Annotated in this window: 17 protein-coding genes, 1 tRNA gene and 1 pseudogene; 9 read left to right on the top strand and 10 right to left on the bottom strand. The window is 59.6% G+C overall.

Features of this window, described 5'->3' with window-relative positions:
• Nucleotides 1-224 (top strand): hypothetical protein (locus tag DW49_RS1000000133475; RefSeq protein ID WP_081681993.1); only part of this gene is annotated, 224 nt, incomplete at its 5' end.
• 2 nt (nt 225-226) lie between these two features.
• Here DW49_RS1000000133475 and DW49_RS0126245 read toward each other — a convergent pair.
• From DW49_RS0126245 to DW49_RS0126225, 5 genes are all read right to left on the bottom strand, one after another.
• Nucleotides 227-302 (bottom strand) — tRNA-Gly (locus tag DW49_RS0126245).
• A gap of 65 nt (nt 303-367) precedes the next feature.
• Complete coding sequence (gene pgsA, locus DW49_RS0126240; RefSeq protein ID WP_005737927.1) at nt 368-928, bottom strand: CDP-diacylglycerol--glycerol-3-phosphate 3-phosphatidyltransferase; 561 nt, start codon at nt 926-928, stop codon at nt 368-370.
• Between the two features lie 32 nt (nt 929-960).
• Nucleotides 961-2,784, bottom strand: coding sequence for an excinuclease ABC subunit UvrC (gene uvrC / locus DW49_RS0126235; protein WP_003383313.1), 1,824 nt, complete (start codon nt 2,782-2,784; stop codon nt 961-963).
• Nucleotides 2,785-2,786: 2 nt separating this feature from the next.
• Nucleotides 2,787-3,431 (bottom strand): response regulator transcription factor GacA, encoded by a 645-nt coding sequence (gacA, locus tag DW49_RS0126230; protein ID WP_005737926.1) that lies wholly within the window; start codon nt 3,429-3,431, stop codon nt 2,787-2,789.
• A 157-nt stretch (nt 3,432-3,588) separates the two neighbouring features.
• Nucleotides 3,589-3,951, bottom strand: a complete 363-nt coding sequence (locus tag DW49_RS0126225; protein WP_081591560.1) for a helix-turn-helix domain-containing protein — start codon at nt 3,949-3,951, stop codon at nt 3,589-3,591.
• Nucleotides 3,952-4,032: 81 nt separating this feature from the next.
• Between DW49_RS0126225 and DW49_RS0126220 the strand changes: the two genes are divergently transcribed.
• From DW49_RS0126220 to DW49_RS0126190, 7 genes are all read left to right on the top strand, one after another.
• Nucleotides 4,033-4,263, top strand: coding sequence for a DNA-binding protein (locus DW49_RS0126220; RefSeq protein ID WP_005618477.1), 231 nt, complete (start codon nt 4,033-4,035; stop codon nt 4,261-4,263).
• Nucleotides 4,264-4,980: 717 nt separating this feature from the next.
• On the top strand, nt 4,981-6,060 hold the full coding sequence (locus DW49_RS0126215; RefSeq protein WP_005618480.1) for a 3-deoxy-7-phosphoheptulonate synthase: 1,080 nt from the start codon (nt 4,981-4,983) through the stop codon (nt 6,058-6,060).
• A gap of 80 nt (nt 6,061-6,140) precedes the next feature.
• Nucleotides 6,141-6,422 (top strand): peptidylprolyl isomerase, encoded by a 282-nt coding sequence (locus tag DW49_RS0126210; protein WP_005618483.1) that lies wholly within the window; start codon nt 6,141-6,143, stop codon nt 6,420-6,422.
• A gap of 225 nt (nt 6,423-6,647) precedes the next feature.
• Nucleotides 6,648-8,516, top strand: a complete 1,869-nt coding sequence (locus DW49_RS0126205; RefSeq protein WP_005618485.1) for an extracellular solute-binding protein — start codon at nt 6,648-6,650, stop codon at nt 8,514-8,516.
• Entirely contained in the window at nt 8,517-9,581 is a 1,065-nt protein-coding gene (locus DW49_RS0126200; RefSeq protein WP_005618487.1) for a microcin C ABC transporter permease YejB, read from the top strand.
• Nucleotides 9,581-10,603, top strand: coding sequence for an ABC transporter permease (locus DW49_RS0126195; protein ID WP_005618488.1), 1,023 nt, complete (start codon nt 9,581-9,583; stop codon nt 10,601-10,603). The genes DW49_RS0126200 and DW49_RS0126195 overlap by 1 nt, the downstream gene beginning before the upstream one ends.
• A 1-nt stretch (nt 10,604) precedes the next feature.
• The gene (locus DW49_RS0126190) at nt 10,605-12,182 is read left to right on the top strand and encodes an ABC transporter ATP-binding protein (protein ID WP_005618489.1); all 1,578 of its coding nucleotides are present in this window, start codon (nt 10,605-10,607) and stop codon (nt 12,180-12,182) included.
• A gap of 362 nt (nt 12,183-12,544) precedes the next feature.
• On the opposite strand, the gene DW49_RS0126185 is transcribed toward DW49_RS0126190, so the two are convergent.
• A complete protein-coding gene (locus DW49_RS0126185; RefSeq protein ID WP_017682837.1) occupies nt 12,545-13,714 on the bottom strand; it encodes a PilT/PilU family type 4a pilus ATPase in 1,170 nt (389 codons plus the stop codon).
• Between the two features lie 154 nt (nt 13,715-13,868).
• Here DW49_RS0126185 and DW49_RS0126180 point away from each other — a divergent pair, with 154 nt between their 5' ends.
• Entirely contained in the window at nt 13,869-14,144 is a 276-nt protein-coding gene (locus tag DW49_RS0126180; protein ID WP_003373489.1) for a peptidylprolyl isomerase, read from the top strand.
• A gap of 126 nt (nt 14,145-14,270) precedes the next feature.
• Here the strand turns inward: DW49_RS0126180 and pgm are convergent, their stop codons facing one another.
• The 4 genes and pseudogenes from pgm to DW49_RS0126160 form a co-directional block, all read right to left on the bottom strand.
• Nucleotides 14,271-15,917 (bottom strand): phosphoglucomutase (alpha-D-glucose-1,6-bisphosphate-dependent), encoded by a 1,647-nt coding sequence (gene pgm, locus DW49_RS0126175; protein WP_005618490.1) that lies wholly within the window; start codon nt 15,915-15,917, stop codon nt 14,271-14,273.
• Nucleotides 15,918-16,017: 100 nt separating this feature from the next.
• A complete protein-coding gene (locus tag DW49_RS0126170; RefSeq protein WP_005618491.1) occupies nt 16,018-18,345 on the bottom strand; it encodes an ATP-dependent DNA helicase in 2,328 nt (775 codons plus the stop codon).
• Nucleotides 18,346-18,450: 105 nt separating this feature from the next.
• Nucleotides 18,451-19,857: an aminotransferase-like domain-containing protein gene (locus DW49_RS0126165; protein WP_005618492.1), complete on the bottom strand. Its 1,407-nt coding sequence runs from the start codon at nt 19,855-19,857 to the stop codon at nt 18,451-18,453.
• A gap of 2 nt (nt 19,858-19,859) precedes the next feature.
• Nucleotides 19,860-21,182, bottom strand: a pseudogene (locus tag DW49_RS0126160) (hypothetical protein); the annotation flags it as partial.
• Nucleotides 21,183-21,191: the final 9 nt, after the last annotated feature.

The raw sequence follows: 21,191 nt of genomic DNA, 5'->3' as shown, positions 1-21,191 counted from the left end.
TGTTCTCCTGCTCAAAAAGTGAGCAGAAGCAGTTGAACACCTGGGTCAGTTTTCAGTCGGCAGAACAGCCTCTACTGGGTCAGTTTTCGGTCAGCGACAACAAAAATGGACTCAAAAAGACTCGCTGGCGGTGGTTTTCAGCAGATTTCGCTGGAGCAAAAAAACGACCCGAAGGTCCTGATTTCAATGACTTACAGACTTCAATGGAACTCTGTAGATCATAATTTGGAGCGGGAAACGAGACTCGAACTCGCGACCCCGACCTTGGCAAGGTCGTGCTCTACCAACTGAGCTATTCCCGCATTGTCTTGATGAGGGCGCTATTCTAGCGTTTCAGAAAGCTGCGTCAAGCCCTTGATTCAAAAACTTATTTTTTTTCTGCTGTGGTCTTGAGATGCGGCCATGCGGCTCTGAGGTATTGCACCATCGACCACAGGGTCAGCCCCGCTGCGACGAGCAGCAATGCGTAACCGAAAATCACCCAGAAGGTGACTGCCGGCGGGTTGCCGAGCAGGATGACCAGCGCCAGCATTTGCGCGGCGGTTTTCCATTTGCCCATGTTGGAAACGGCGACTTGCGCACGCGCGCCTATTTCCGCCATCCATTCGCGGAGCGCGGAAATCACGATTTCGCGGCCGATGATCACCGCTGCCGGCAGGGTCAGCCACAGGTTGGCGTGCGCCTGAACCAGCAGCACCAGGGCCACGGCCACCATCAGTTTGTCTGCTACCGGATCAAGAAACGCACCGAATGGCGTGCTTTGCTCAAGACGGCGGGCCAGATACCCGTCGAGCCAGTCGGTCGCTGCAGCGAACGCAAAGACTGCACTGGCGGCCATGTAGCTCCAGTGATAAGGCATATAGAACAGCAAAATGAAGATTGGAATCAGTAAAACGCGTAGTACGGTGATCAGATTAGGGATATTCATCGGCACAACTGGCTACGAGGTGAGTGAGCATTCTACTCGCTGTGCAGGTTTGCATAAATCGACTCTGCCAGCTTTTTACTGATTCCGGGTGCTTTTGCTATTTCATCGATGCTGGCACGGGACAATTCCTGTAATCCACCGAAATGTTTGAGCAGATCACGTCGCCGGGTCGGCCCGACGCCTGCAATACCTTCGAGCGTCGATGTACGTCGGGTCTTGCCACGGCGCGCACGGTGGCCGGTGATTGCAAAGCGGTGCGCCTCATCGCGTATCTGCTGAATAAGGTGCAACGCAGGTGAATCGCCAGGCAGCGTGAACTCATGGGCGGCGTCATTGAGGTACAGCGTCTCGAAACCGGCCTTGCGCGTGGTGCCCTTGGCAACACCGAGCAGGATCAGGTCCGGCACCTGCAATTCGTTGAGCACATCGCGAGCCATGGACATTTGCCCCTTGCCACCGTCCACCAGCAGCACATCGGGCAGCTTGCCCTCCCCGGCCTTGATGCGACTGTAGCGCCGGGTCAGGGCCTGGTGCATGGCGGCGTAGTCGTCACCGGCGGTCACGCCTTCGATGTTGAAGCGGCGATAATCGGACTTGATCGGCCCCTCAGGCCCGAACACGACACAGGACGCCACGGTCGCCTCACCACTGGAGTGGCTGATGTCATAACATTCGAGACGCATCGGCGGCTCGTCGAGATTGAGGACAACTGCCAACGCTTCAAATCGCGAAGCAACGTGCTGACGATTGGCCAGCCGCGCTGCCAGCGCCTGCTCGGCATTGGTGACCGCCAGTTGCTGCCAGCGCGCCCGAGTGCCGCGCACCCGGTGACTGATGGTCATTTCCCGGCCACGCGATTCTTCGATGGCATCGATCAGTGCCGGGAAGTCTTCGTTGACTACGTTGACGATGACCTCACTGGGCAACTCGCGGTCAACACCGCCCAGAAAATACTGCGCCAGGAAGGCCGACATCACTTCACCGACCTCCTCTTCTATACCGACCTGCGGGAAGAAGTTCTTGCTGCCCAGCACCCGGCCGCCCCGCACGCTGATCAGGTGCACACAGGCGCCGCCCGGATTGACGAACGCGGCAACCACGTCCACATCGCCTGTGCCACCGTCCATGCTTTGCTGGTCCTGAACGCGCCGCAGCAGCGCAACCTGATCTCGCAACTCGGCCGCGCGCTCGAAATCCAGCGCCATCGCGGCCTTTTCCATCGAGGCGTTCAGCTCATCGCTCAATGCATTGCTGCGCCCTTCGAGAAACATCACCGAGTGACGCACGTCTTCGGCGTACACATCAGGCTCGACAAGGCCGACGCAAGGCCCCTTGCAGCGTTTGATCTGATATTGCAGACAAGGCCGGTTGCGGTTCTTGAAAAAGCTGTCTTCGCACTGGCGCACCTGAAAGGTCTTTTGCAGCAGGCTCAGGCTTTCACGAATGGCACCAGCGCTGGGATACGGCCCGAAATATCGACCCTTGGCCTTCTTTGCACCACGATGAATGCTCAGCCGCGGGTAAGTGCTGTCGGACAGGAACACATACGGGTAGGACTTATCATCACGCAGCAGGATGTTGTACGGAGGCCGCCACTCTTTGATGAGGGTCTGTTCCAGCAACAGCGCTTCGGTTTCGTTGTTGGTGATCGTGGTTTCGATCTGGGCGATGCGCGCAACCAGTGCGCCGGTCTTGGGTGCGTGCCCGGTCTTGCGAAAGTAGCTGGCAAGACGCTTCTTGAGGTTCTTGGCCTTGCCGACGTACAGCAGAGTGGCGTCGGCATCGAACATGCGATAAACGCCAGGGCGACCGCTACAGGTCGCGAGAAATGCACTTGGATCGAATGTCTGGGTCATGTTCAGGCGCTGGCATCAACCATGCCGTGACGTACAGCGAGCAAAGCCAGTTCAACATCACTGCTGATCGAAAGCTTTTCAAAGATACGGTATCGGTAGGTATTGACGGTTTTCGGTGACAGGCACAGCTTGTCCGAGATGGTCTGGACTTTCTGGCAGCCGACAATCATCAGGGCGATCTGGATTTCACGTTCGGACAGCAGATCGAACGGCGAATTGTTGACCTGCGGCTGAAACGACTTCAACGCAAGTTGCTGGGCAATCTGCGGGCTGATGTAGCGCTGACCGGCGAACACCAGGCGAATGGCCTGAACCATCTCGGCAAGCCCTGCGCCCTTGGTCATGTAACCGGCGGCACCAGCCTGCAACAAGCGGGTCGGGAACGGGTCTTCTTCACAGGCAGTGACTGCAACGACCTTGATATCAGGATGGCTACGCAACATCTTGCGGGTTGCCTCCAGACCGCCAATGCCGGGCATCTTGACGTCCATGAGCACCACATCGGGCTTGAGCTCCCGCGCTTTCTTCAGCGATTCCTCACCGGAATCGGCCTGCCCGACAACCTGTAGACCTTCTATGTCGGCCAGCATGCGTGTGATGCCTGTCCGAACAAGGTCATGGTCATCGACAACTAGCACCTTAATCAAGCAGACACCTCGCGCAACGGTCATAACGAATGCCAGTCACCATAACAAAAACGGTGAGTGAGACCTAGCACTGCGAAGTCAGACGCCCGACAACATGACAGTGCGCGTTTCAAAACAGCCTGAAAAACCTCGCTACAGCCGCTACCTGCTTGCGGAGTCAGTGACCCGAAGGAAGCTTTTCCACACCGACAAAGGGCGCAGAAAGTTCAGCGATAGAGGTGGTCAAGCGCCTGATAGCGTCCTGGTCTTCCTTCTCCAATACCCGGTAGTTGCCCAGAATCGTTTCCTCGATGACGCTGAGATTGTCAATCGGCACCGGTGTGCGTTTTCCGGTCAGCACGTAAAGCACATCTACACCCTTGGCCGCGACAGCAGCCAGATAATCGGCCTTGGGGGCACGGTCACCATTTTCATACTTTCCCTGAGCGTTAGCTTCGACGCCTCCTATTTCACCGAAAGTTCGCTGGGACATGCCCAGACGTTCTCGTTCTTCTCGTAACCGGCAACCAATTCCATTCATTTGAATGTATAACCTTGTTGAAACTATCCTAACGAATGCTAGAATCCCGCAAAATTGAATCTACTTGAACGGTTTTGAACTATGCCCGGAATACGCACTGCTGCACAAGCCAAGGCCTGGCTTGATCAACAGGGAAAATCCGTTCAGGAATTTGCTCGTGAAAACAGCATTGATCCGGCTACAACCTACCAGGTGCTGGCAGGGCGCAAGAAAGGAAGACGTGGCGAAGCACATAAGGTAGCGGTGCTGCTGGGCATGAAGATCGGGACGATCCCGACGACGGAAACCCTGCAAGAGGAAGTGGAGAGTTAAGACCAGACTGTCTGAGGTGAAGACTGATGCACGCGCATGCAGCGGTTGTCCGACCTGCAAGATAGCCCGCTTCGGCACCCACTGTCATCAGCCGTTGAGCGGTTAGACGCCTGACCACTGAATGGGCCCCGCTCACTCACAGCGTTTGATAATCCGGGTGATTGAATTTTCCAATTGAACGCGCCTCCTTTCCTGAAGTAAGCTACCAGCCATTCTACGGAGACACACCATGCTGCAATCCATCCACTCAGCGCTTCAAGCTCTTGCCGGCGTTCCTCGCCTGGTACGCGCTGTGGCTGTGCGGATTGCATCGGTGAGCACACGTCCGCTGCTCAACACTTATTATGGGTATTGGTTTAGCCACTGGCGCGCCTGATACCCATCCGGCGCCCACTTCAAGGGGACGCCAACCAGAGAATTCTCTACCCCCGGTCGGCTACCCGACCGGGGGTTTTGTTTTTTCAGGGCCCTGTATTTTTTCCAAGCTTCATAAAAATCACGCTGCACACTGAGGATTACGACATGAACCACGCCACTTATTACCGCAACGACACCGACTTCGCCTGGCGATTTAGCCACCTCCGTTCGGGACAGCCTGCCGCCTCCGTTCGGTCACTGCCAGGTGGCAATTCTGAATGTCCGGCCCATACGGCCCTTTGTCGAACACCCCAGTAGGGCCTGCGCGGAGTCAACTCCGCCAGCCCAGGAAGCCAGAACATGAATTCGTCCGTTGCCAAATCGTCCGACCTGTCCAGCCATGCCATCGCATTGGCGGACAACAGCTCCGCTTCCAAACGCCTGCCCAGCACGCTTGAGCTGAAAATGCGCCTGCCACTCAATGCCTCGCTGACCGAACAGGTTGCAGCCCATCGCCGCGCCGTGCGCGCCATTCTCAATGGTGAAGACTCACGACTGCTGGTCATCGTGGGCCCCTGCTCAATCCATGATCCGCAATCGGCGCTGGAATACGCCGAGCGACTCGCCAGCCTGGCCGTAGAAGTCAGCGATCAGATGCTGCTGGTGATGCGTGCCTACGTCGAGAAATCGCGCACCACCGTGGGCTGGAAAGGCCTTGCGTACGACCCCGACCTGGATGGCAGTGACGACATGGCCGGCGGCCTGACGCTGTCGCGGCAGTTGATGCGTGACATGCTGGGCATGGGCCTGCCAATCGCCACCGAAATACTGCAGCCCATGGCCGCCGGCTACTTCGACGACCTGCTCAGTTGGGTCGCTATTGGCGCTCGCACCACCGAATCGCAGATCCACCGGGAAATGGCCAGCGGCCTGCCCATGGCGGTCGGCTTCAAGAACGGCACGGATGGCGGCGTAGCGGTGGCCAGCGACGCAATGCGCTCAGCGGCGCACCCGCATCGTCACTTCGGCATGGACGGTCACGGTCACCCGGCGATCATCGAGACGCAGGGCAATCCGGACACGCACATTGTGTTGCGCGGCGGGCACAGCGGCCCCAACTACGATCGCCAGAGCGTTGCTCAGGTGCAGGCCGGCCTGAGCAAAAACGCCATAGCTTCGCGAATCATGGTCGATTGCAGCCACGCCAACAGCGGCAAGGACCCGGCGCGTCAGCCTCACGTGTTCAACGATGTGCTTGAACAGCGCCTGTCCGGCAACCCGTCACTGATTGGCATGATGATCGAGAGCCATCTGTTCGACGGCTGCCAGGCGCTGGGCGAACCGCTGCAGTACGGGGTGTCGGTTACCGACGGCTGCCTGGGCTGGACCGCCACCGAGCAGTTGTTGCGTGAAGCGGTCGACCGCTTGCGTTACAGATAGACAAGGCGAAGGAACTTTGTCGGGAAATACCGTACTGAATCCGGTACGCTATTTCTTTTTTTCACTGGAGATTGTTTCCCATGCCTAAAGCAACTGCCCGCCACATCCTTGTTTCGAGCGAAGATAAATGCAACGAACTCAAGGCTCAGATCGAAGGCGGCGCTGATTTCGCTGAAGTCGCCAAGGCCAATTCCAGCTGCCCATCCAACCGTCAGGGCGGTGATCTGGGTTCGTTCGGTCCAGGCCAGATGGTCAAGGAATTCGACACTGTCGTGTTCAGCGCGCCAGTCAACACCGTTCAGGGGCCGGTAAAGACTCAGTTTGGCTACCACCTGCTGGAAGTGACCAGCCGCCAGGACTGATCCTGCTGCGCTGATCACCAGACGGCTCATCTTCGGATGGGCCGTTTTTGTGTGCGGCCATTGATACACCTGCGTGCTCGCAGCGGCTTGGCGAAGCGATCATTTGTCTGTAAAAGATACCGCGACGCAGAGACATGATTTCTGCCGGGAATTTCGTCATACCTATTATCGCCAGTCGCCTTTAACCCTGACATTCGCTTGCGGACGTCAGTCAGGATTTGAGTCATGCGTTTTGTCTGTTCATCATTGCTCGCCTTGACGCTGACCCTGGTCGGCGCCGTTCAAACCCTGTCCGCGGCACCGCAACACGCATTGACCGTCTATGGCGAGGCCCCGCGCTATCCCGCCGATTTCAGGCATTTCGACTACGTGAACCCCGATGCTCCCAAGGGTGGCAGCCTGCGTCGCTCGGCCATAGAGATCGGCCAGTTCGATCACCTGATGCCGTTTATCGACAAGGGCATGGGTGTCTCGCAAATCAACGGCATGCTCTATGCGCCGCTGGCCACACGCTCGATGGATGAGCCCTATACGGTTTACGGGCTGGTCGCCGAGAAGATGGAGCGTGGCGCGGACGGCCTTTCACTGCGCTTTTACCTGAACCCGAAGGCACGTTTCGCGGACGGCACACCCATCACCGCCAATGATGTGAAATACACCTACGAACTGCTGATGACCCAGGGCAACCTGCAATACCGCACCCAGTTCGAGGCGGTCAAAGGCCTGGAAGTCGAATCGTCGACGCAGATCCGCTTCGATTTCAAACACAGCGACAGCCGCACCCTGCCCCTCGATCTCGCCTCGCTGCCGGTTTTTCCCGAACACTGGTGGAAAACCCGCGACTTTGCCAGCGGCGCGGGGTTTGAAATACCGCCGGGCAGCGGCCCTTACACCATTAGCCATGTCGACCCGGGCCGCACCATCACCTTCGAGCGCGACCCAAACTGGTGGGGCAAAGACCTGCCAGTCAGCAAAGGCCTGTATAACTTCGACACATTCAGCATTGAATATTTTGGCGACATCGACGTGGCACGCACGGTTCTCAAGGGCGGCGCCTACGACTACAACCGCGAATTTTCAGCCACCGGTTATTCGATCCGCTACGACGGCCCGGCGCTCAGCGACGGTCGCCTGCAAAAAGCACAACTGGCTACCGGCGCGGTGCAAAGCTCGCAAGGCTTTATCTTCAACCTGAATCGACCGATGTTTCAGGACCGCCGCGTACGCCAGGCGCTGTCATTGCTTTGGGATTTCGAGTGGACCAACCGGCAGATGATGCGCAACATGTACATTCGCCAGGACAGCTACTTCTCGAACTCCGAGCTGGCCGCCAGCCAGTTGCCCACTCCCGCCGAACTGAAGATTCTTGAGCCACTGCGTGGCACTGTCCCCAAAGAGGTGTTCGACAGGGTGTTCAAAACGCCGAAGACCGACGGCACCGGCTTGATTCGCGACAAGCAACTGCAAGCCCTGGCGCTGATGAAAGAAGCGGGCTGGACGCCGAAAGGTGATGAACTGGTGAATGCTCAGGGCGAGCCATTCAGTTTTACGTTTCTCAATGCGCAGAGCGGTTTCGAGCGAATGCTGCTGCCTTACAAACGCACGCTGGCGCAGATCGGTATTCATTTCGATATTCGCCGCATCGACTCCGCGCAATACCTGAATCGTGTCATGGCCCGCGATTACGACATGATTGTCACCGGTTACCCGGTGTCCACCTCGCCCGGGGCCGAGTTGTACAACAGCTTTGGCTCGAAAGTGGCCATGGACCCCGGCTCCAGCAATTACATGGCGCTTCAGGACCCCGCCGTCGACACGCTGATTGCCGGGCTGGTCAAGGCCGACAACAAGCAGACCATGACCGACTACGCACACTGCCTGGACCGCGTGCTGCAATGGAATTACTACTGGATTCCCAACTATTACCCGCCCGGCTCCTCGACAGTCTGGTGGAACCGTTTCGGCATCCCGAAAATCCAGGCCAGCAATAACGAGGCGATTGAAACGTGGTGGGAAATCAGCCCTACGCCGCTGACCAACGAGCAGTTCGCCGAGAAGCGCGGTGCGTCGGCCATTGTTTCGGAGATGCACTGAATGCTCGGTTATATCCTGCGGCGCCTGCTGCTGATCATCCCTACCCTGCTGTGCATTCTGCTGGTCAACTTTTTCATCGTCCAGGCCGCGCCGGGCGGTCCTGTCGAACAAGCCATTGCGCGCTTGCAGGGCATTGGCGGCGCAACCGTCGGCGCGGGCGCCACTGAATCGGCCGGCGCCGGGCACTCTCGGGCATCCCGAGGGCTGGACCCGGTGCTGATAAAGCAAATCGAGCGTCAATACGGCTTTGATAAACCGCTGCATGAACGCCTGTGGCTAATGCTGAAAAGCTACGCACGACTGGACTTCGGCAGCAGCTTTTTTCGCGGCGCGACGGTCACCGACCTTATTCTGCAAAAGCTGCCGGTTTCCATCTCGCTGGGGTTGTGGGCGACGCTGTTGACCTATCTTGTGTCGATTCCGCTGGGCATTCGCAAAGCGGTCAAACATGGCAGCCAGTTCGATATCTGGAGCAGCACCGCGATCATCATCGGCGACGCCACGCCGGCGTTTCTGTTCGCCATGCTGCTGGTGGTGGTGTTCTGCGGCGGCACGTCGCTGAACTGGTTCCCGGTGCGCGGGCTGGTGTCGGACAACTTCGAGCAACTGAGCACGCTCGGCAAGGTCGCCGACTATTTCTGGCACCTGGTGCTGCCGGTTTCAGCGCTGGTGATTGGCGGCTTTGCCACACTGACACTGCTGACCAAGCATTCTTTCCTCAATGAAATCACCCGCCAGTACGTGACCACGGCCCGCGCCAAGGGCATGAGCGAGCGACGTGTGCTGTACGGGCATGTGTTTCGCAACGCCATGCTGCTGGTGGTCTCAGGCATTCCGCAGGCATTCATCAGCGTGTTTTTTGCAGGTTCGTTGCTGATCGAGGTGATTTTCTCGCTGGACGGGCTGGGCCGCATGAGCTACGAAGCGGCCGTCTCGCGGGATTATCCGGTGGTCTTTGGTTCGCTGTTCATTTTCACCGTGTTCGGCCTGCTGATAAAACTGATCGGTGATGTCTGCTACACGCTGGTTGACCCGCGAATCGACTTCAGCGCGAGGAATGCCTGATGCGCAACCTCTCCCCACTGGCGCGTCGCCGTCTGGAACGTTTTCGCAGCAATCGCCGAGGCTGGTGGTCGTTATGGCTGTTCTGCGGACTGTTCGCCCTGACGCTGGGCGGCGAGCTGATCGCCAATGACAAACCGTTGATGGTCAGTTACCAGCACTCGCTGTATTTCCCGGTATTCAAGCGCTACACCGAGCAGCAATTTGGCGGCGAACTGCCCTTCCAGCCGGATTATCGCAGTGACTACGTGCGCCAGCTGATCACCAAAGGCGACGGCTGGATGCTGTTTCCGCCCGTCCCGTTCAGTGACGACACGCCCAACTACGAACTGACGACCCCCGCGCCCAGCCCGCCCTCGACGAACAACTGGCTGGGTACAGACGATCAGGCGCGCGATGTACTGGCGCGGGTGATCTTCGGTGCGCGCATTTCAATTCTGTTCGCGCTGGTGCTGACCTTCGTCAGCGCATTGATCGGCATCAGCGCCGGTGCGCTGCAGGGCTATTACGGTGGTTGGGTCGACCTGTTCGGCCAGCGGCTGCTTGAGGTCTGGTCAGGCTTGCCGGTGCTCTACCTGCTGATCATTCTGTCGGGTTTTGTCGAGCCTGATTTCTGGTGGTTGCTGGGCATCATGGCGCTGTTTTCCTGGCTTACCCTGGTCGATGTGGTGCGCGCCGAGTTCTTGCGCGGCCGCAACCTGGAATACGTCAAAGCGGCCCGAGCACTCGGTCTGGGGGACAGGAAAGTGATCATGCGCCACATCCTGCCCAATGCCATGAATGCCACTCTGAGCTACCTGCCGTTCATTCTGACCGGTGCCATTTCCACCCTGACCGCGCTGGATTTTCTGGGCTTTGGCATGCCTGCCGGCAGCGCCTCGCTGGGCGAGCTGATCGCTCAGGGCAAACAAAACCTGCAAGCGCCCTGGCTGGGCCTGACGGCGTTCTTTGCCCTCGCGCTGATCCTCACGCTGCTGGTATTCATTGGCGAGGCGCTGCGCGATGCCTTCGACCCGAGGTCCTGACATGGCGGAAAACCTGATCGAAATTCGCGACCTGAGCGTCGCTTTCAACGGGCAGCAAGTGGTCAGCCACCTGAGCCTGGATGTTCGGCGTGGCGAGTGTCTGGCGCTGGTCGGCGAATCGGGCTCCGGCAAGTCCGTCACGGCGCACTCGATCCTGCAACTGCTGCCCCGCAGTGGCACATTGACCACCGGCAGCATCACTTACCGTGGTCAACAACTGGTGGGCGCTGACGAGCGCACCTTGCGCGAGCTGCGCGGCAATCGCATCGCGATGATCTTTCAGGAACCGATGACGTCGCTGAACCCGTTGCACAGCGTGTCCCGACAGATCGGTGAGACCTTGCTGCTGCATCGTGGCATCAGTGGCCGTGAAGCGCAGAAGCGCATCATCGAGCTGCTGGAGCTGGTCGGCATTCAACAGCCGGAGAAGCGCCTCAAAGCCTATCCGCATGAACTGTCCGGCGGGCAACGCCAGCGGGTGATGATTGCCATGACACTGGCCTGCGAGCCGGAACTGCTGATCGCCGACGAGCCGACCACCGCGCTGGACGTCACCGTGCAGCGCAAGATTCTCCTGCTGCTCAAAGAGCTGCAGCAGCGCCTGAACATGTCGCTGCTGCTGATCAGTCACGACCTGAATCTGGTGCACAGCGTGGCACAGCGGGTGTGCGTGATGCGCGCGGGCGAGATTGTCGAGCAGGCCGACTGCAAGTCGCTGTTCAAATCACCGCAACATCCTTACAGCCGCCTGCTGCTGGACGCCGAACCTGCGGGCGAACCGCTGCCACGCGACACCCGGGAAACGGTGCTGCAGGTCGATAACCTGAAAGTCTGGTTCTCCCTGACCGGCGGCGTTCTGCGGCGGCACAAGGAATACCTGAAAGCGGTGGATGACATCAGCCTTAGCATTCAGCGCGGCAAGACGCTGGGCATCGTCGGCGAGTCGGGCTCCGGCAAGTCGACACTAGGCCAGGCGATCCTGCGTCTGCTGGAGTCGCAAGGCAGCATCCGCTTCCGGGGGCAGGCGCTGGACGGCCTCAGCCAGAAGCAGATGCGGCCGTGGCGCAAGCAGATGCAGGTGGTCTTTCAGGACCCTTACGGCAGCCTCAGCCCACGCATGTCAGTGGCACAGATCATCAGTGAAGGTCTGGAAGTGCACAGTCAGTTCAACCCGGCACAATGCGACGCCGAGGTGATTCGGGCGCTGGAAGAGGTCGGCATCGACCCGCAGTGTCGCCATCGCTATCCGCACGAGTTCTCCGGCGGCCAACGCCAGCGCATCGCCATTGCGCGAGCACTGGTGTTGAAACCGGCGCTTATACTGCTCGACGAGCCCACGTCAGCGCTGGACCGCACGGTGCAGAAACAGGTGGTTGCACTGCTGCGCGATCTTCAGCAGAAGCACGGGCTGACGTACCTGTTCATCAGCCACGATCTGGCAGTCGTCCAGGCCCTGGCCCACGACGTCATTGTGGTCAAGGACGGCAAAGTGGTCGAGCGCGGCGCCAGTCACGATGTTTTTGAATCGCCGCAGCATCCGTATACGCAGGAATTGCTGGCGGCTGCGCACCCGGAGTGATCCGGCCCAGAACGGATGGGCTGCGAAGCGGCTCTGAAACAAGTCACCTCGGCTGTGTCTGGCACACCGAGGCGATCGGTTTTGCTGCAGGTTCCCGGCAGTTCGCGAGCAAGCTCGCTCCCACGGCCTCCGGCCCGAATCAAAAGCGGACGTATGTCTATCTGGCCCACAACGGGGCTTCTGCCAGCAGGGCGTGGGAGCGGACCGGGCGACGCTTCGCTTGTCCGCGAAAGGGCCTATGCATTCTCCGAAAATGCGCCGTCTGAAACACCGTCTTCGCGGACAAGTCCCACACAAAAGCGAAGCGTCGCCCGGTCCGCTCCTACATTAATAGATCGCGGGCGAGCGACACGTTAGCCGATTTACGCCTGCGGCCCCGGCTCGTCATCGTCGACCAGGCCCCACTCGGCGGTGCTGGCTGTGCTGCTGCCGGTCGGTGCCGGGGGCGGCGTGGTCAGGCTGGTCACTCCGTTCTCGCTGTGCAGCTTGAGGCGCAGGCGCACGTTGTTTTGCGAGTCGGCATTCTTCAACGCCTCTTCCTCGCTAATCGCACCTTCGACGGCCAGGTTGAACAGCGCGGTATCGAACGTCTGCATCCCGAGGCTGCCAGACTTTTCCATGATGCCCTTGAGCTCGGTCAGTTCGTTGCGCTGGATCAGATCGCGGATGGTCGGCGTGCCCATCATCACCTCCACCGCCGCGCGCCGTTTTCCATCAGGCGTCTTTACCAGCCGCTGAGACACGAACGCCTTGAGGTTGTTGCCAAGGTCGTGCAACAGCTGCGCGCGCCGCTCTTCCGGGAAGAAGTTGATGATTCGGTCCAGCGCCTGATTGGCGTTGTTGGCGTGCAGGGTCGAAATCGCCAGGTGGCCGGTGTCGGCGAATGCCAGCGCGTGCTCCATGGTTTCGCGATCGCGAATCTCGCCGATCAGAATCACATCCGGGGCCTGACGCAAGGTGTTTTTCAGTGCCGCGCGAAAGCTGCGGGTGTCGACGCCGACCTCCCGCTGATTGACGATGGATTTCTTGTGCCGATGGATAAATTCGACCGGGTCTTCAATGGTGATGATGTGCCCGCTGGCATTGCGGTTACGGTAATCGATCAGTGCCGCCAGCGAGGTAGATTTACCCGAGCCGGTGGCGCCGACAAACAGCACCAGACCGTGTTTTTCCATGATCACGTCAAGCAACACCGGCGGCAGGAACAGGTCCTCAAAGCGCGGAATGTCCAGCTTGATGTTACGCGCGACAATGGACACTTCGTTGCGCTGCATGAAGATATTGATCCGGAACCGGCCGATGCCAGCCAATGACACCGCGAGGTTCATCTCCAGTTCCCGGAGAAACTCGAGCTTCTGTTCCTCGTCCATAAGCCCTTGAGCAACCACCGCCACTTCGCCGGGCTTGAGCGTTTCGCTGCCCAGCGGTTTGAGCACGCCGTTGAATTTGGCACACGGCGGTGCTCCGGTAGAAAGATAAAGGTCCGATCCGTCCTGACTGGCCAGAATCTTCAACAACGCCGGGAAATCCATAATCAATACCGTACAAAATGAAGTGAAAAACGATGGGCCTTAGTGACGGCACGCGTGCAGCAGGACAACGCTGTCAGCCGCTCAAGACCTGTACGGGCGTCAGCAGCCAAGGACTGGCATAATGGCAGCCTTTTGCGACAGGTGATATTGCGACATGAAAGCCCAAGCCCGCCATATTCTGGTGAAGACCGCCGAAGAGGCCGAACAGCTCAAGCAGCGCATCGCCAAGGGTGAGGCATTCGATGTGCTGGCTAAAAAACATTCTAGCTGCCCGTCGGGCAAACGTGGCGGTGATCTGGGCGAAGTGCGGCCCGGCCAGATGGTCGGCGCGATCGATCAGGTGATCTTCAAGAAGCCATTACGCGTGGTGCACGGCCCCATCAAAAGCAAATTCGGCTACCACCTGGTGCAGGTCTTCTATCGCGACTGACCCACACGTCAAAAGCTGAAAAACCCCGAACCGATCGTGCGACGCTCCGCGTCGCATGCAGTTCTGGACGCTCTGCGTCCTCTTTTTTGCGGTTCGAGGTTTTTCGGGTATTGAATAAAACAGTCATTACTTCGGCGAAATTGCCCCGTCCACCAATACCTGAGCCTCTGCCACCAGGCGCTTGAGGTGATCTTCGCTGACAAAGCTTTCGGCGTAGATCTTGTAGATGTCCTCGGTGCCTGACGGGCGCGCTGCAAACCAGCCGTTTTCGGTCATGACTTTCACGCCGCCGAACGCCTGATCATTGCCCGGCGCATTGCTGAGCACCTGCTGGATCGGCTCGCCGGCCAATTCGGTGGACGTGACCTGCTCCGGCGACAGCTTGCTCAGCAACGCCTTCTGCTGCGGGTTGGCCTTGGCATCGACGCGGGTCGAGAACGGCTCGCCAAGCTCATCGGTCATGGCCTTGTAGAGCTGGCTCGGGTCGCGACCGGTGCGCGCGGTCATTTCTGCCGCCAGCAATGCCGGAATCAGGCCGTCCTTGTCGGTGGTCCAGACCGAACCATCGCGACGCAGGAACGAAGCACCGGCACTTTCTTCACCGCCAAAGCCCAGCGAACCCTCGAACAGCCCCTGAGCGAAGTACTTGAAGCCGACCGGCACTTCGTACAGGCGTCGGCCCAGACGTGCGGCCACACGGTCAATCATGCCGCTGCTGACCACGGTCTTGCCGACCGCTGCATCAGCGCGCCAGTCCGGGCGGTTCTGAAACAGATAGTCGATGGACACCGCGAGGTAGCTGTTGGGCGTCATCAGCCCGCCGGTCGGGGTCACAATACCGTGGCGGTCGTGGTCGGGGTCACAGGCAAACGCCACCTGATAACGATCCTTGAGGCCGATCAGGCTCTGCATCGCATGGCTGGAGGACGGGTCCATACGAATCTGGCCGTCCCAGTCCACGGTCATGAAACGGAACGTGGGGTCGACAAATTTGTTGACCACATCCAGATTCAGGCCGTAATGCTCGCCGATCGCCGACCAGTAATTTACCCCTGCCCCGCCCAGCGGGTCGACACCCAGACGCAAGCCTGAATCGCGGATGGCGTCCAGATCGATGACGTTCTTCAGGTCAGCGACGTAGCTATTAACGTAGTCATGGCGGTGCGTGGTGTCGGCACGCAAGGCTTTTTCATGGCTGATGCGCGAAACGCCGACGACCTTCTCGGCCAGCAGCTCGTTGGCCTTGTTCTCGATCCACTTGGTGACATCGCTGTCGGCCGGGCCGCCGTTGGGCGGGTTGTACTTGAAGCCACCGCTTTGCGGCGGGTTGTGCGACGGGGTAATGACGATGCCGTCAGCCAGCCCGGACGTGCGGCCACGGTTGTAACAGATGATCGCGTGAGACACCGCAGGCGTTGGCGTGTACTCGTCGCCTTCGGAGATCATCACCTGCACGCCATTGGCAGCCAGCACTTCAAGCGCGGTGGCAGCGGCTGGCGTGGACAGCGCGTGGGTGTCGGCACCCAGAAACAAAGGGCCGTCGATGCCGTTGGCCTTGCGGTATAGACAGATGGCCTGACTGATGGCCAGCACGTGCCATTCGTTGAAGCCCAGCTCGAACGAGGTGCCGCGATGCCCGGAAGTGCCGAAGGCAACGCGCTGGGTCGACACCGATGCATCAGGCTGGCCGGTGTAATAAGCGGTGACCAGTCTCGGAATATCGACCAGTAACTGCGCAGGTGCCAGCTTGCCGGCGAAAGGACTGAGACTCATACAACCTCCATGAACACTGAAAAAAGGCTGCCACGGCTAAAACCATGATCAGCGCGGCAGTTTACTCGCAGTTCGACAGCGTTGCTCGGGTATCGATCCCTCAGCCGTCAACGGTTTCAGGCCGCCACCACGCAGGGAACAGTTGCGCCACCTTGCGTTCGGCAAAACGGTCATCGATCAGCATCACCACGCCGCTATCATTTTGACTGCGAATCACCCGCCCCGCCGCCTGCACGACCTTCTGCACGCCGGGGTAAAGGTAGGTGTAATCGTAGCCCGCGCCGAACAGCGCAGCCATGAGTTGCTTGAACTGCTCATTGACCGGGTTGAGCTGAGGTAGCCCGAGGGTGGCGATGAATGCACCGATCAGACGAGCACCCGGCAAGTCGATGCCTTCGCCAAAAGCGCCGCCCAGCACCGCAAAGCCGATGCCCTGACTGCTCAGGGTGAAACGTTCGAGAAACGCATGACGCTCACTTTCGGCCATGCCTCGCGCCTGCTGCCAGAGGGTGATGTGCGGATGCGTGCGTGCCATCAGTTCGGCCACCTGTAACAGGTAATCAAAGCTGCTGAAAAACGCCAGATAGTTGCCCGGCCGCGCTGCGAACTGCGTAGCCATCAGTTCGACAATCGGTGCCAGCGACGCCTGCCGATGAGTGAAACGGGTAGAGATGCGGCTGACGATGCGCACGTCCAGTTGATCGTGATGGAACGGCGACTCGACGTCGATCCAGGCCGTATTGGCTGGCAACCCCAGCAAGTCCGTGTAGTAATGCCGTGGGTTGAGTGTCGCGGAAAACAGCACAGTGCTGCGTGCAGCGCTCAGGCGCGGGCGAATGAAGCGTGCCGGCACCACGTTGCGCAGGCTCAGGCGCGACAGGATGCGCTTGCCACCGGCCTCGCGCCGGGTGATGTCGAAAATGAAATGTTCGTCGAACAGCTGGGCAATGTGCGCAAAACCGATGGCCTCCAGATAGAACCCCTGCAACGTGCCATCCACCGCCTGCGGATACTCGTTGAAATGGTCACCGATGGTCGAGATGCACAGGTTCAGACTGTTGAGAAATTTGTCCGGTGCCGCCGGGTAAGCCTGATAGACACCGGCCTGCGCCTTGTGCAGTGCATTCCATTGCCGGTCCACGCGTTGCAGGGCTTTTTTCACCGGGTCGGGCGCGGTCTGGATCAAGGCTTTCAGTTGGCTCTGATCGAGGCTTGCGCTGTACATCTGCCGCGCCCGCTCGACCATGTTGTGCGCTTCATCGACCAGCACCGCCACCCGCCATTGATTGAGCTGACCGAGGCCGAACAACAGCGCGCTCAAGTCGAAATAATAGTTGTAGTCGGCGATGACCACGTCGGCCCAGCGCGCCAGTTCCTGGCTCAGGTAGTACGGACAGACCTGATGCAGCAAGGCGGCCTCGCGCACGCCAGCCTGATTCAGCCAGGGCGACTCCAGTGCCGCCGAGCGTGCGGCAGGCAGACGGTCGTAAAAGCCACGGGCCAGCGGGCAGGAATCTCCGTTGCAGGCTTTGTCCGGATGCTCGCAGGCTTTGTCCCGCGCCACCAACTCCAGCACCCGCAGCCTGAGTTCAGGCGCACTGTGCCTGATGACTTCCAGCGCATCCAGCGCCAGCCGCCGCCCCGGCGTCTTGGCGGTCAGGAAGAAAATCTTGTCGAGCTTCTGGACGGGGGCCGCCTTGAGCAATGGAAACAGCGTGCCCACTGTCTTGCCGATGCCGGTCGGAGCCTGGGCCATCAGGCAACAGCCGGTGCTCACCGCCTTGTAAACCGATTCGGCGAGCGCTCGCTGGCCGGTACGAAACGACGCATGGGGGAATTTCAGGCGGCCCAGCGTCTGGTGCAACGCCTGAGTGTGCGCCAGCTCCTGCCGCGCCCAGCCGAGGAATATCGTGCACTGCTGCTCGAAAAACCGTTGCAGCGTCGCAGCGCTGAACGGCTCACGGATCAGGGTTTCCTGCTCGCTGACAATGTTGAAATACACCAGCGCCAGCGTCACTTCTTCAAGTTGCAGGCGCTGGCAGAGCAGCCAGCCGTACACCTTCACCTGCGCCCAATGCAACTGACGGTGGTTGGCGGGCATGGCGTCCAGCTCGCCGCGATAGGTTTTCACCTCTTCCAGCTGGTTGCGGCCTGCGTCGTAGCCGTCTGCCCTGCCCCTCACGGTCAGCTCGTGGTAATCGCCGCTCAGCGCCAGCTCGGCCTGATAATCGGCACCGCGACGCGACGCGACCGTGCGATGCCCGGCAATCCCTTCCTGCGCCGTTGGCGATGGCGTGAAACGCAGATCGAGATCACCGACCTTGGCCGTGAACTCGCACAACGCGCGCACCGCCACTGCATAACGTGCAGGCGGATCGCCGACCGTTGCTGGCGCGGGATCGGGATTGACAGGGGCGATTGGGGTCACTGCGCTGGGGGGCCGTTGGTTGTTGGTACTGGACGGGCGTACAGTTAACAGCCTTGGATCACGTCTGGCAAACACAAATGGATCGACGGCCCGCCATGCCAGCGCTCAAGGCCGACGTGCCAGCTGTAATGCCTGCGCCAGTGCGCTCAACAGTTCGCCCGGATCCCGACTCCAGTCAATCGCGTAGCTGATCCATAGATGTTGCCCATAGAGGCTCTCCAGGCTGAACAGCTCACCGGGCGTGATGACGATGCGTTTGGCCAGCAGCCTGTTGAAGACCTGGCGCATGTCCACCGGATGCACGCTTCGGGCCCAGATCCCGCAGCCACCCTCGGGCACCTCGTAACGCAGCAATCCTTCCGTGTGCTCATTCAGGTGCTGCATCATCAATTGCATGCGTCCAGCCAGCGCCTCTCGTAACTGAGCCAAGTGCTTGTCCAGACGCCCGCCGCTGCACAACCGGGCGATGGCGCGCTGACGAATGGGCGGCAGTTCAAAGGCGCGCAGCAGGAAATACGCCTGCCACTGTGCATCCAGATTCCTGCACAGCAGATAACCGTAAGGCGCTTCCGGCCCAAGGCTTTTCTCGAACGTACCGATGATGATCAGACGCTGCGGGTCAACCAGGTGCCGCAGGCAGACGTGATCGTCAACAAACTGCAAGCCACCGTGGCTGTCGTTTTCCAGCACCCAGACCTGATGGCGGTCAAGCACTTCGGCCACTGCCCGACTGTTGCACAGCGGCCGTACGCTGCCTCGTATGGAATTGAACATTGAAGGCAACACAACAAGGCCGACGTTATTTTCCAGCAACAGCCGTTCAAGCTGTATCGGATCAAGGCCGCCGGCCTCGTCCAGCGGCAACTCGATGACCCGGATATCGAATGACCGCAGCAACCTCAGCAAGCTCCAGGCGCAAGGCGACTCGACCAGTACTGCGCCACCGCGCAACCCCAGGGTTTCGAGAACGGCGTTGAATGCGCCATGCAAGTCGGGGGCGACATGAACATTGTCGGCGTGCCAGCAATGCTCGGCACCGCGGGTGTAACGGGCTGCCAGCGCGATGCGCAATTGCAGTTCGCCGAAAGGCTGAAAATCCGCTTGCCGCGGGCGCGGATAATTCCGGACCAGCTCGTGTTCCATCGCCAGCAGCGGGCTTTCCTGCGCCTGCAACAGTGTCGGCGCATCGCTGCCCAACAACGACATGCCAGAACGTCGAGCGTAGTAATGGTACATCTGCAAAAGATCGCCGTCGCTGTCACAGCGTGCCCGCACTTCAATAGCTGCGCTGCGCGGTGCCGAGTAATAACCCGACTTGGCAACGGAATAAATACGCCCCTCTTTTTCCAGCAGCGAATAGGCACTTTGTACCGTGGATATCGATACGCGCAGGCGCCGGGCCAGATGACGCAGCGACGGCATCTTGAGCGCCGACTCGCCCTGCCCCTGATCAACCAACTGCACAAGGTAGCGATAGACCGCCTGATAGGCGAAATCGGCGTTGTTTTTCATGTTCAACGCCCGGAGAGCACTTGCACCACCGCCTGCCCGGTCATCGGATCGACGGTCATGATCCGGCGCTTGTCAGGGTCTGCGGCGCGGATTCTGGCGATGATCGAGTGCTCGTCGTCGAAGTCCACACGGTGCTTGCGGTAGAGGTTCTGCAGTTCCCTGAGGCTCAAGCCGCTGATTTCCACCAGCCACTGCACGACCTGATCAGGCGCCGTCGAGCCTGACAGCACCTTGTGCAGATCCGGCAGCGCTACCAGCATGCCGGAATGGCAGCGGCGCAGAAAATCTTCCAGGCCATCGCCCTGGTTCACGAACGGTGAGAACAACAGGCAGACCAGTTGTGTTTCGTTCAGGCCAAAGCCGTCCTGAGCGAAGCTTGCGGCCAGTTCGCGGCGCGTATCGATACGCTCACGGCCGGCATAGGCGCTGAGCGCCTGGTCGATCAACCGCGGCGGCATCTGCTTTCTGCGCATCAGTGACGTGGCCAGCTCCAGGTACTCGGCTATTCCGTCAGCATAACTGCGCCCTTGCAGATACTCCGCGGTCAGGCCGCGCATGTGGGCCATCAGCACCGGGTTGGCGCAATCGGACTCGCTGAAGCTGAACGCCAGATCGTCGAAGCGAAAATCCAGAAACTCGGTGAGCAGGTTCCAGTGCTCGTCCGCCGTGCAACTGATCAGGTCGGCAATGCTGATAAAAGCGGGCGCGGTGGCTTTGTCAGGGCAGGTAATGGGGCGCATGACACGCGGGGCGTCATCGCCCTCCCCATACAGTTCGTTGTAGTAGGCCTGGCCAATCGTGTCGATCACCTTGAGCACCCCATTCAGGGTCTGGTTGCCCCAGCGACCCGAGTGCTGCCCGGTACGCTGGGCCAGACGCATGATCCAGGTAATGTATTGCCTCTGCTCCTTTCTCGAGTCGCCGCTGACCACTGCATCGACACCGTTGCCCCAGCTCAGGGCCCGGCCGAGAAACTCCGCCAGCCCGAGGTAGCAGGTATTGCAAAACGTCGTGCGTGCGTCTCCAGCGGACAGATGACCACCGAGCAGCATGTCCAGACGGTTCTGCTCACGGCCTGCGCTGGAAAAAGGCAGGTCCGGCTCGAAAGCCTGGGTGTACTGGTTGTCGATGACCAGCATTTCGACGCGAGGGTCGTCATACAGAAACAACGCTGAATAGGTGCGGTTGATGTTGCCCATCACCGCCGGCGTCATACCCGCGTGACGCCGATTGGCGACCCGCAAATTGAATGTGCCGGGCGACCGACAGGCAATGCTCAACTGCGCAGCCCGTAAAAAGGCCAGCGTATAGGCACTGTCTTTGCCTTATAGCCC

The sequence above is a fragment of the Pseudomonas avellanae BPIC 631 genome (assembly GCF_000444135.1).
GTDB classification, from domain to species: Bacteria; Pseudomonadota; Gammaproteobacteria; order Pseudomonadales; family Pseudomonadaceae; genus Aquipseudomonas; species Aquipseudomonas avellanae.
The sequence above is the reverse complement of the archived record's forward strand: the minus strand, read 5'-3'. Positions and strand labels throughout refer to the sequence as shown.

What these genes read in the sequence shown, in the direction of transcription:
- pgsA (WP_005737927.1), bottom strand. Translation starts at nt 928, where the DNA reads ATGAATATCCCTAATCTGATCACCGTACTACGCGTTTTACTGATTCCA.
- DW49_RS0126200 (WP_005618487.1), top strand. Translation starts at nt 8,517, where the DNA reads ATGCTCGGTTATATCCTGCGGCGCCTGCTGCTGATCATCCCTACCCTG.
- DW49_RS0126220 (WP_005618477.1), top strand. Translation starts at nt 4,033, where the DNA reads ATGCCCGGAATACGCACTGCTGCACAAGCCAAGGCCTGGCTTGATCAA.
- uvrC (WP_003383313.1), bottom strand. Translation starts at nt 2,784, where the DNA reads ATGACCCAGACATTCGATCCAAGTGCATTTCTCGCGACCTGTAGCGGT.
- pgm (WP_005618490.1), bottom strand. Translation starts at nt 15,917, where the DNA reads ATGAGTCTCAGTCCTTTCGCCGGCAAGCTGGCACCTGCGCAGTTACTG.
- DW49_RS0126210 (WP_005618483.1), top strand. Translation starts at nt 6,141, where the DNA reads ATGCCTAAAGCAACTGCCCGCCACATCCTTGTTTCGAGCGAAGATAAA.
- DW49_RS0126205 (WP_005618485.1), top strand. Translation starts at nt 6,648, where the DNA reads ATGCGTTTTGTCTGTTCATCATTGCTCGCCTTGACGCTGACCCTGGTC.
- DW49_RS0126190 (WP_005618489.1), top strand. Translation starts at nt 10,605, where the DNA reads ATGGCGGAAAACCTGATCGAAATTCGCGACCTGAGCGTCGCTTTCAAC.
- DW49_RS0126165 (WP_005618492.1), bottom strand. Translation starts at nt 19,857, where the DNA reads ATGAAAAACAACGCCGATTTCGCCTATCAGGCGGTCTATCGCTACCTT.
- DW49_RS0126195 (WP_005618488.1), top strand. Translation starts at nt 9,581, where the DNA reads ATGCGCAACCTCTCCCCACTGGCGCGTCGCCGTCTGGAACGTTTTCGC.
- DW49_RS0126225 (WP_081591560.1), bottom strand. Translation starts at nt 3,951, where the DNA reads ATGAATGGAATTGGTTGCCGGTTACGAGAAGAACGAGAACGTCTGGGC.
- DW49_RS0126215 (WP_005618480.1), top strand. Translation starts at nt 4,981, where the DNA reads ATGAATTCGTCCGTTGCCAAATCGTCCGACCTGTCCAGCCATGCCATC.
- DW49_RS0126185 (WP_017682837.1), bottom strand. Translation starts at nt 13,714, where the DNA reads ATGGATTTCCCGGCGTTGTTGAAGATTCTGGCCAGTCAGGACGGATCG.
- DW49_RS0126180 (WP_003373489.1), top strand. Translation starts at nt 13,869, where the DNA reads ATGAAAGCCCAAGCCCGCCATATTCTGGTGAAGACCGCCGAAGAGGCC.